8 protein-coding genes and 1 pseudogene are annotated in these 10476 nt (G+C 47.7%); 6 read left to right on the forward strand and 3 right to left on the reverse strand.

Annotated elements, in window-relative coordinates; translation table 11 throughout:
* A partial coding sequence (locus CMR00_12355; GenBank protein PIO47062.1) for a hypothetical protein occupies positions 1-660 on the reverse strand: 660 nt, incomplete at its 3' end.
* 176 nt (positions 661-836) lie between these two features.
* On the opposite strand from CMR00_12355, the gene CMR00_12360 reads away from it, so the two are divergent.
* The 6 genes from CMR00_12360 to nhaA all read left to right on the forward strand — a co-directional run bounded on the left by CMR00_12360 (position 837) and on the right by nhaA (position 7623).
* Complete coding sequence (locus CMR00_12360) at positions 837-1466, forward strand: aldolase (GenBank protein ID PIO47063.1); 630 nt, start codon at positions 837-839, stop codon at positions 1464-1466.
* 145 nt (positions 1467-1611) lie between these two features.
* Complete coding sequence (locus CMR00_12365; GenBank protein PIO47069.1) at positions 1612-2652, forward strand: low specificity L-threonine aldolase; 1041 nt, start codon at positions 1612-1614, stop codon at positions 2650-2652.
* 4 nt (positions 2653-2656) lie between these two features.
* Positions 2657-3805, forward strand: a complete 1149-nt coding sequence (locus tag CMR00_12370) for a hypothetical protein (GenBank protein PIO47064.1) — start codon at positions 2657-2659, stop codon at positions 3803-3805.
* Positions 3783-4721 carry a hypothetical protein gene (locus CMR00_12375; GenBank protein ID PIO47065.1) on the forward strand — a complete coding sequence of 313 codons (939 nt, stop codon included), beginning with the start codon at positions 3783-3785 and terminating at the stop codon, positions 4719-4721. The genes CMR00_12370 and CMR00_12375 overlap by 23 nt, the downstream gene beginning before the upstream one ends.
* A gap of 8 nt (positions 4722-4729) precedes the next feature.
* Positions 4730-5890 (forward strand): hypothetical protein, encoded by a 1161-nt coding sequence (locus CMR00_12380; protein ID PIO47066.1) that lies wholly within the window; start codon positions 4730-4732, stop codon positions 5888-5890.
* Between the two features lie 302 nt (positions 5891-6192).
* Entirely contained in the window at positions 6193-7623 is a 1431-nt protein-coding gene (gene nhaA / locus CMR00_12385; protein ID PIO47067.1) for a Na+/H+ antiporter NhaA, read from the forward strand.
* A gap of 76 nt (positions 7624-7699) precedes the next feature.
* Here the strand turns inward: nhaA and CMR00_12390 are convergent, their stop codons facing one another.
* Positions 7700-8458 (reverse strand): oxidoreductase, encoded by a 759-nt coding sequence (locus tag CMR00_12390; protein PIO47068.1) that lies wholly within the window; start codon positions 8456-8458, stop codon positions 7700-7702.
* Positions 8459-8572: 114 nt separating this feature from the next.
* Positions 8573-10476 (reverse strand): annotated as a pseudogene (locus CMR00_12395) (restriction endonuclease).

The raw sequence follows: 10476 nt of genomic DNA on the forward strand, positions 1-10476 counted from the left end.
TCGAATTTCCTTGTAGCCATCTAAGTACTTTTGATGCAAATCAAGCCAGAAGTCCTTTTTCTCAGGAGGCACAATGATTGTGAATGATTGTCCGATAAGCTCTTCGGGCTTGTAGCCATAGATTTCGCAATAGGCTTGATTAGCATATTCGATAATGGCATTTTCATTTGTGATGACGATGCCTAAGGGTGTAGAATCAATAATGGTACGCAAGCGCTGCTCACTTTGCCTGACAAGATCGTCGATGTCCACATCATCTTCTTTGGGCACTGGTGATTGGGCTAACTTCGGTAATTCTTTTTTTAGCAGGTCGCGCATAAAATTTTGCAGCCGTGCCTCCGTCTGGCGAATTTCTTCTGCGATGCTACTCTCGGCGCCATTACTCACCACGACAGCTGTAGCCTCAGACAGTTTGCGCTCATCACTACGTGCGTCTTTGCTGCGCACACTTTGAAGGTGCTGGGGTATTAACTTGCTTGGCACATCTTTCATGAAGGCTTGCAAAGCCTGTGTAAAGTCGCTCGTTGCGCGCTCCATCGGCGTAGCGACATCATCATGGCTCATCTGATCATCTAGAAGCGACTCGAGCATTTCAAGATGCTCCAGTGCTTCCTTCATTCTTTTAAGCGATTTGCGGAGCTTTTTGTAGCGCATTTGCATATCACCAGAATTTTTGCGGAGTATGAAATGAAGTTACCAATGCTGTTTGTTGTACTGCTGCTTGAGGTTTTCGTGCAGCGCTCACCTAACATAGAACCTAACATGGAGACAATGCACTTCGTTTCGTATTCATCAAAAAGTATGCCTCTCTAAAAAAGAGTTCTCGATGGCGTTGCATGCGTGCGAAATTTGGCTATTTCTTGGCTATTTTTGTGCATTCCAGACTTTGCATGGCAAAAATTTCTACTGAAATGGACTCTTCACTACAGCGGACAATCGTCGAAGTTGCACATGAGGTTGCGGCGTTGGGCTTTGTTGCGGGCTATGATGGCAATGTTAGTTTGCGCGCATCGGAGGGGATTTACATCACAGCGTCGCGCACTTTGAAGCGCCGTGCCTTGCTTGATGATGTTTCGTTGCTCTCACTTGATGGCAAGTGGCTTGAGGGCAAGCGTGCGCCATCGACGGAAGCGCATATGCATCTTTACATTTATCGCGAGCGTCCTGATGTTAGCGGCATTGTGCACACTCACCCAGTTGCTACTACCGCCTTTGCTGCGGCGCGTCGTGCGTTAGACTTAGCTGTATTTCCTGAAGTGATCTTGGACATTGGTGCTGTACCGCTGGCACAGTATGCCACGCCTGGCACTGCGGAGGTTGCTGCCTCGCTTGCACCATTTATCAAAGCTGCGCATGCGATTTTGCTTTCAAATCATGGGCTCGTTGCACTTGGCGAAGATATTTGGCAGGCACTTTATCGCACAGAAAAAATTGGAACATGCTGCAAAAACACTTCTAATGGCTGAATTGCTTGGCGGCGCTAAAGCGCTCACGCGCACTGAACTTGAACGGCTTTTTGAGACGCATCCGCATTTCAAACCCTGCGGGGAGTTTCGCACTGCACCTGAACCTGAGTATCATCAGCCTTCCCCAACTTCATTTGCATAAGTGATGCCATCGCTGATTGATCTTCGTAGTGATACAGTTACGAAGCCTACACCCGAGATGCTTGCGGCAACGCTTGAGCCCGGCTTGCTTGCAAAACTCGGTGATGATGTCTTCGGTGAAGACCAGCTTACAGCAGAGTTTGAGTGTGAAGTTGCCGAACTTTTAGGCAAAGACGCGGCACTCTTTGTGCCAAGCGGCACGATGGCAAATCAGCTGGCGCTGCGTGTCAGCACGCGTGATGGGGATGAAGTGATTTTGGAATCGGGCGCACACATTTTTCACTACGAAACTGCTGCACCTGCGGTGCTCTCACGTGTGCAATTGCGACCGATTGAGGGTCAAGATGGTGTGCTTTCTCTCGATCACATTCGTGATGCGGTGCGTGCCACGGCGGATTGGTATCCTCGCACGTCGCTGGTTTGCTTGGAGAATACACACAACCGCGCAGGGGGCACAATTTATCCGATTGAGGAAGTTGAGCGCATCAGTCAATACTGCAAGTCCCAAAACTTGCACTTGCACTTAGATGGCGCGCGGCTCTGGAATGCTTGTGTTGCCACAGGCTTAAAGCCAAAAGACTATGCTCAGCATTTTGACACCATTTCTGTATGCTTCTCAAAAGGCTTAGGTGCACCTATTGGCTCGATGCTGGTGGGTGCGAAAGATATGATAGCCGTTGCGCGTCGGTTTCGCAAAATGTGGGGCGGCGCAATGCGGCAGGTTGGCGTCATTGCCTCTATGGCACGTTATGCTTTGCATCATCATTATGAGCGACTGGCAGAAGATCATCGCCATGCACGGCAACTTGCACAAGCCTTTTGTGCTAATCCTAAATTTCGTCTTGATTTGAATCTTGTGCAGACGAATATCGTTGCTGTCGATGTATCGCCCTCTGGGCAGGATGAAAGTGCTGTGGTTGAGCTCTTCCAACAACACCATATTTTGATTTCAAGCATCAAAAAAAATTTTATTCGTCTTGTTACTCATCTTGGCGTCTCAAGCCAAGCTATTGACCACGTTTGTAACATCATTAAATCTGTATAGACCTATGACATCTGAACACATTCTACATTGGGTTGCATCTAACCCGTTGCTATATCGTCTTGTTTTAGCTTTTGTTCTCATTTTGCTTTCATTTCCACTAGGCTGGCTGTTCAAGAAGATTATCTCACTTTTGCGCACGAAGATTTTTTCGCGCACCGATACGAACCTTGATGAACGGCTTGCCGAAGTGCTTGAGCAGCGTGCGCGCTCTATTGTCTTTGCAGTGCTGTCGCTCTATGCACTTTGGGGAATTCGACTGGTTACCGATGCCGAAAGCCTTGCTATCATGCGCTTTGTTAAAGTGCTTGATGCGGTCATTTACATCTATGCGGCGCTTGTCGGCATTAGCGTTGTCATTGGCTTTATTCGTGCGATGATCGACCATCTTCTCGAGTCGGCGGCAGCAGCACAACATCAAGACATCAAGCAACTCATGACGATAGCGCCACTTGCGCGCAATCTTATTTCCCTGCTTATCATCCTGATTGCCGCTGCAATTGTGATGGATCACTTTTCAATCAATATCGGCAGTCTACTTGTCAGTTTGGGCGTCGGTTCATTAGCAGTAGCTTTAGCAGCGCAGGATACCATTGCAAACATTATTGCCGGCATCATTATTGCCTTCGACCAGCCCTTTCGTGTCGGCGATCGCATCCAACTGCCAAACGGTACTCTTGCCGATGTCATCGCAATTGGCTTACGCTCTACACGCATCCAAGATTTTGACCTTAACTACCACATTGTACCCAACTCTGAACTTGTCAAAAGCACGGTTATTAATTTTGCTTATCCGACTCACAAGACACGCGTCTTAGTGCCCTTTACAGTGCCATTTGGCACCGACACACAAAAGGTCAGAGAGATTGCACTTCAAGTGATGACCTCTCACCCATTTGTGGTCGATGATCCGAAGCCTGAGTTGCAAGCTATGCGCATTACAGAACTGGGCATTGAGATGCGCTTAGCCTGTTTTGTTGCCGATTTCACGCAGCGATTCGATACAGAAATTCAGTTGCGCGAACACTTTCACCGCGCCATGAGCGAGCAGGGGATCACGCTGGCTGTGCCACAACGGATTATCACCCTCGAATCCTCTTCCAATCTTGCGATTCATCTCTCAGAAGAGAAAAATGGTATGCAGAAAAATGGCTAAATGGTTGTCCGCCCCCCACCCAGCCATTGTCAATTTTCGCACGTACATTTTTATATTCGATTTCATCTTCTTCTATATCGTCAATAAGAAGAATAGTATGAAGGTTACTCATATTGCACACGCTTGCATGCTTATCGAAACCCTGGGTATAAGATTGCTTACCGACCCTTGGTTAGAAGGTCCTACTTTTTTTGGATCTTGGTGGCAATTTCCACCACCGAAACTTACGGTCTCAGATATCGGTCCAGTCGATTGCATCTATATCTCACACTCGCACCGCGATCATCAACATGAGCCGACGCTTCGGCTGTTTGACAAGAACACGCCGATACTGATTCCATATCTTTCCGACCAAGAGCAGCATCGAGAATTACAGGCGATGGGTTTCAAAAACATCATTGAGCTGAATCATAAAGAGAAGTTTCACTTCAAGAATGCAATAGACATTACGCTTTTTCGAAATGACTGGGACAGTGCAATCTTGGTTCATGATGGCCAAAGCACACTTCTCAATGCCAATGATTGCTACATTTCTCATCTTGCTCCTTACATCAGAAGTCTCTATCCCAAAATTGATATTGCGTTCTTTCCTTTCTTAGACGCAAGAGATTTTCCTGCTTCATATGACCTTCCTGCTGGACACTTCAGTGGTCCTTTGCTCGATGAGCCGCAGGATTACGCTGTCAAACTTACCACATCATCTTACCTCTTCAATGAAAGCATGATTGAACAGCACGAGTACTGGGAGGACACGCTGCTTAGCAACCTTGTCTTTGTCAAAGTGAAGCCCAACATTCCTTACACTAAGATTAAGTTCTTAAAAGTCTTCTTTAACGTACGGTGCGATGAAGCAAAGTTTTTGAGAGTTACTGCTCGAAAAGCCTTTGAGAAAATTCGTGTCAAGATTACTGCCTAAAGGGATTGATGAGTGCATCTCGAGAGCTCAACATTCTGCTCTTTGCCCAACTTCCCCCTCCTTATCATGGCTTTACAGTGATGAATCGCCTGCTGCTGAATTCGCCTTTTATGCAGGCTTTTAATGTGAAGGTTCAACTCATTAACTTCGCCAAGCGCATTGAAGATATTGGCGGGAAATTTAGCTTCAAAAAAATTGCGCTACTCATCTACTACGTTTTTCAAACCCTTGGCAAACTGATTCGCTACCGCTTCGACTATTGCATCTATCCAATGACTTTTACAGCCATCCCCTTTCTACGTGATACCATCCTGCTCTCTACGGTACGCTTATTTGGCGTCAAAATCATTTACTATGCGCATGGCAATAACTTACCAGACTTTTATGCGCGTTCGCCACGATGGCTCAAGTTTCTTATCAAAAATTTTGTGTGCGCCGCACAAGCCGCTATTGTTGTTGGGGAAAACCTGAAATTCAACTTTTTGCCGTTTCTACCGCCCGAGCGCATTTATGCCGTGCATAATGCGATTGAACGGTTTCAGACTGCCCCCAAACCACGCTTAGAGGCACAGCACGAGCCGCTTCAGGTTCTCTATCTTTCTAACCTCACTCGCTCTAAGGGTTTTTTTGTCTTGTTAGAGGCAATTCCCAAGATTATCGCGCAGTGCCCGAATGTCAAATTTAATTTTGCCGGCGCTTGGCAAAGTGAAAAGGATAAAAAAGATGCCGAAGCCTTCGTCCAAGCCCATCACCTGCAAGATGTCGTCACTTGGAAAGGCATCGTTACCGGTGAAATCAAAGAACAACTTTTCTACGACGCTGATATCTTCGTCTTCCCGACGTTCTATCCTATAGAAACTTTTGGCATTGTCAATCTGGAAGCTATGCAAGCTGGTCTGCCGATTGTTACGACAAACCACGCTGCCATTCCCGAAGTTGTCGAAGATGGCATCAATGGCTTTATCGTCCCTAAACAAGACCCTGACGCTGTAGCCGAGAAAGTCATTTTGCTTTGTAAAAATGCAGAACTGCGGCACAGGATGCGAGAAAACAACCTTCGTAAGTATGAATCTGCCTACACAAAAGAAAAGTATGCAGAACGCTTAATTGCAACGATTGAGCGTATCCATCAACAAGTCTCCAGCACACCTCTTCAGAACCCTTGCTAACACACAGTCCTGTAGAGAGCAAGCCGCTCAATCTCGATAAAACACGCCCCAACATGCTCTTCCTTTACGCTGCAAGCCCACCTTCTGCTCTCAGACACCAAACACACTACCATCAGAATTTTTTTATCCCCTTAGTTGTTACCTGCTTTGTGCAATAGTGCGCTCCACAGCCTTGTCTGCTCGCTGCGTGTAGGATTGTTTTAACTTTTCACTTGGGCTACCGTAATTGCCCTTAACTTTTTAACACAAGCTTTTTGCCAATGCATCCAAATCCAGAGAGAGTCAATAGCCCAAGCGCTGAAATGCTTACGGCTTTATCGCCAGAGTCTGATGTGCGCCAAACAAGGAAAGACACACGCTACACGGCACCATTTGAAGAATTTTATCGCCGCTACTCCTCACCCGTCAAAGATTTTATCCAAAAGCAAACATTTGGTGGTGGTGTGCTGCTCTTCTGCGTGATTACTGCCATGATTTTGGCAAACTCTGACTTTTCAGATGAGTATGCACATCTCTTACACCTTCCCATTGGCATCAAAATCTCTTCATTTGTGCTGGAAAGCTCACTGCAGCACTTCATCAATGATGGTCTGATGACACTTTTCTTCCTGCTTGTAGGTCTAGAAATCAAGCGGGAGATTCTGGTGGGCGAACTTTCTTCACTGCGCAAGGCACTTTTGCCTATTGTGGCTGCACTTGGCGGCGTTATTATGCCTGCACTAATTTACTTTTTGCTCAATCCTACCGGTGACGCCGCGCGCGGCTGGGCTATCCCCATGGCAACCGACATCGCCTTTGCAGTGGCGTTGCTCTTTATTTTGGGCAACCGCATTCCAAGCTCCGTGATGACATTTCTTCTGGCGCTGGCTATCGTCGATGATCTAGTAGCCGTTGTCGTCATTAGCCTCTTCTACACCGAGACCATTGTTCTGACAAACTTGTTTGCAGGCTTGGGACTGCTTGGTGCCATGTGGCTAATGAATCTTTTGGGCATCCGCAAACTGTGGGTTTATGCCATCTTCAGCTTCGGCGTCTGGGTGTGTTTTCTGGGGTCAGGCGTACATGCCACCGTAGCCGGCGTGCTTTCCGCATTTATGATTCCAGCGCGCCCTAAATGCAACCCCATGAAATTTGTTGAAGACCTGCACTTCTTGCTGGCAGAACTTGCAAGCCAACACAACGAAGACAAATGGATTCTTGCTAGCAAAGAACAAACGCAGATTGTTGAGCAAATCGACAAATCCACAAGTGCCGTTGCCAGTCCCCTCTCGCGCTTAGAGCATAGCATCCAAATGCCAGTCAATCTGCTGGTGATTCCAATTTTTGCCGTCGCTAATGCCGGCGTGATGATTGCTCTCGATCAGTTTGGAGATGCCCTCGCAAACTCTATTACACTGGGCGTGCTGCTCGGTCTTACTCTTGGCAAACCGCTCGGCATTTTCACCGCTACTTGGCTTGCAATAAAACTTCGCCTTGCTGACCTGCCCGAAGAGGCTAGCTTCCAGCACATTTTTGGCGTTGGCATCCTAGGCGGAATTGGTTTCACCATGTCGATTTTCATTGCAGAACTTGCCTTCAAAGCAAATGATGCAGCTATCGCCTCAGTCAAAATCGGTATCTTGCTTGCTTCACTGCTTTCTGGAATTATCGGCGCACTCTTCCTGTTGCTCACATCTAAGCCATCTGTTCACAACGACACCCTCGAAGAGACATCCATGCCCTCAGCGTCATAATTGCTTTGGCTTGCATACATGCTGCAGCAGTTTCTCATACCGAGCACAGCATCCGCACGTGTGCAACTTGCTGCTGTTAGGCATTTAAGCCACCATCGATAGGATGAATCGTGCCCGTAATAAATTGACTCTCATCACTTGCAAGAAATACAACCAACTGCGCAACTTCCTGAGCTTGTGCATATCTGCCCAATGGAATGGTTTGCTCAAATTGCTTTTTGACTTCTGCACCATGCCCCGGTGCAAAACCCTCTTCTAACGAGCGCATCATTCGATTATCCACCGGCGAAGGATTGATTGTATTCACCCTTATTTTTCTTGGCGCAAGCTCAAGCGCTAAACTTCTCATGATTCCAATTACAGCATGCTTGCTGGCAACATACGCACTGACATTTGGCGTGCCCTTCAAGCCCGCTACAGAAGAGGTGATGATAATACTACCGCCATCCTTCATCACCGGCACCATGTACTTATGACCTAACCAAACACCTTTGACATTGACCGCTATCACTTTATCGAACATCTCCTCCGGATACTCCGTAACAGGTTTTACCACACCTTCAATCCCTGCGTTGTTAAAAAAGATATCAACCTGCCCGAAGGCTTTTGCCGCCTCATCCGCATATCGCTTCACATCCGCAGACTGTGTTACATCCGCTGCACAATACAAGACATGTTTGCTACCTAACTCCTCGACCGCTTCTTTCAATGCTTGCTCATGCAGATCGACTAACATCACTCTTGCACCTTCCTCTAAAAAGAGCTTGGCGGTCGCTTTGCCAATGCTACCCGCCCCACCCGTGATAACCGCTGTTTTGTTTTCAAGTCTTTTCATTTTTGCCTTCCCAATTTTTGTTTGCTTTACACTTACTCAACCACAAAGCCTCTGCAAATTCATTCATAGTAAGAAAAATTTTGGATTGACCGTTCCTAGTTCTGCCTGCCTACCTCATTCCTTGCGACTTTCCTCCTGCATATTGACAAAAGCCACCTCGTATTCCTGACGGCTAATCACCGTGTCATAAAGCCCCACTTGCGTCTCATCATGACGATTGATACCTACATAGACCAAACTCGGGTCCTCATAACGCTTGAACTTATAGACCGCATCGTTCATCAGGGCACCGTTGAAGACATTGAGACTCACCAACAGCTCAAAATCTTCCACCGTTAGCCCCGTAACGCGCTGAAATAGCTCCGGCTCTAGTTTTGTAATCACATCTCTGAGCGTGCGCTCACGGTAGTCGGTCAGATACATCAATACCGGAACACGGGTCGCCAACTTGATGAGTTTCTCTTGAATTTCTTTACGCTTGCTTTTGTATTCCTTCTCTGCTTCTGTGAGTTGTTTCTTTTCCTCGGCTTTCAGTGTCCGGTCGTTGGCTTCACGCTTGGCTTTATTGACCGCTTCCGATTTGTTGATAATTGTCTCGATCTCTTGATTGAGGTTGCGGAAAGCTTCAATGTTCATGAGTGCTTGCATGGCTCGCTCATTGCTCATCAAGCGCCGCAGGGTATCGTTATCGACATTGACCAAGAGCGCACTCTCCCAACGCCGCGCTAAGAGCGTGGCTGTCGTGCCGCTCATCGCCATCTCCAACACACCCGCCGCATCAATCTGACGCATCGAACTGCCATCGTAGGCTAAAACCGGCAAAAACTGAATAAACTCTGCTACTTTCCTTTCGGGGTCGCTTCGCCGACATGAAGGCGACAACTGTAATCGGCAATCTGACGCAAAGCACGGTCAGGCGCAAAGTCAAACACATAGCATTCGGGTTTGAGAATCAATTCTTCGTTGGGCGATTTTCCATCAGGATTTTTGAGCGTCCAAGGGCTTTGCACACGAAACGCCGCTTGAAAATAGGTCTCCGGGCTAGATGTGTTGCGCAGCATAAAAATCCCCGTCCAAGGACGCACGGTAACGCCCGTCGTGAGCTTGCCGCACGTGAGCGTAATCGTCTTTGTCTCGAGCGGATTGCCCATCGCTTTCAAGACCGGCGGCAATGCCTCCACCCCAATGCCCGCTTTTGCCCCAGCCGCCACAATGATTTTGTAATCGTGATAAAACTTGTTGTGCGGCTTTTGGAGCAAATTGTTCATGGCATAGCAAGCCGCAACACTGGGCAAAAACCACACCGTATGCGAAAGGGTCGGCAGCAGACGCTTGTCAGAAAAAGGCAACGGCGGTCGGTGATGCTTTCCCAGTTTGAGCTCATCGATATTGGTGGGCAAATGCGCACCACGAATTAAATCAAGCCACTTTTGCACTTCTTCCTCGTATTTGAAGCGCGCCTGCTCGTCCATGCCCTCCGCCGCAAAGAACACATTGAGGTCAAACTCGTTAAACTCGCCTTGCAAGGCAACTTGCCGAATCTCCTCTGGCAGCCGATACGTCATCAGCACCATGCGCGGCAGGGCAGCGTAAGGGTTGGGTCCTTTCGTCTCGTCCCATTCGGCTTTGGCACGTTGTTCGTCGGTGTAGGTCCAGTTGTAAATTTGCTCTTCGATAAATTCGCCCGAACTGATGGCGCGAAACGGCGTGCCCGATAAATAAAGATAGTGATCAGCACTAATCGGTAAAATGTCTTCTTTGAAATCATCAAGCCCCTCGCCTTCATCGGCTTTCCGCTCACGCTCATCCTCGGCTTCGAAGAGATCCTTGGCATTTTCACGCCAAGCACCGTAATGATACTCATCAAAAATCACACAATCCCAATGCGTAGCATGCACCCATTCGTTTTTGGTTTTAATGCCGCCTGTGCTGGGGTTGCGCCCTAAGTAATCCTGAAACGAGCCAAAGCAGACAATCGGTCGAGTCTTATCGGCTTGGTCGTAACTTAAACCGCCAGG

Source organism: [Chlorobium] sp. 445 (genome assembly GCA_002763895.1).
In the GTDB taxonomy this organism is placed as follows: Bacteria; Bacteroidota; Chlorobiia; order Chlorobiales; family Thermochlorobacteraceae; genus Thermochlorobacter.

Coding starts and splice junctions, on each gene's coding strand:
- CMR00_12380 (PIO47066.1), top strand. CDS start 4,730: ATGAGTGCATCTCGAGAGCTCAACATTCTGCTCTTTGCCCAACTTCCC.
- CMR00_12365 (PIO47069.1), top strand. CDS start 1,612: ATGCCATCGCTGATTGATCTTCGTAGTGATACAGTTACGAAGCCTACA.
- CMR00_12390 (PIO47068.1), bottom strand. CDS start 8,458: ATGAAAAGACTTGAAAACAAAACAGCGGTTATCACGGGTGGGGCGGGT.
- CMR00_12360 (PIO47063.1), top strand. CDS start 837: ATGCGTGCGAAATTTGGCTATTTCTTGGCTATTTTTGTGCATTCCAGA.
- nhaA (PIO47067.1), top strand. CDS start 6,193: ATGCTTACGGCTTTATCGCCAGAGTCTGATGTGCGCCAAACAAGGAAA.
- CMR00_12375 (PIO47065.1), top strand. CDS start 3,783: ATGGTATGCAGAAAAATGGCTAAATGGTTGTCCGCCCCCCACCCAGCC.
- CMR00_12370 (PIO47064.1), top strand. CDS start 2,657: ATGACATCTGAACACATTCTACATTGGGTTGCATCTAACCCGTTGCTA.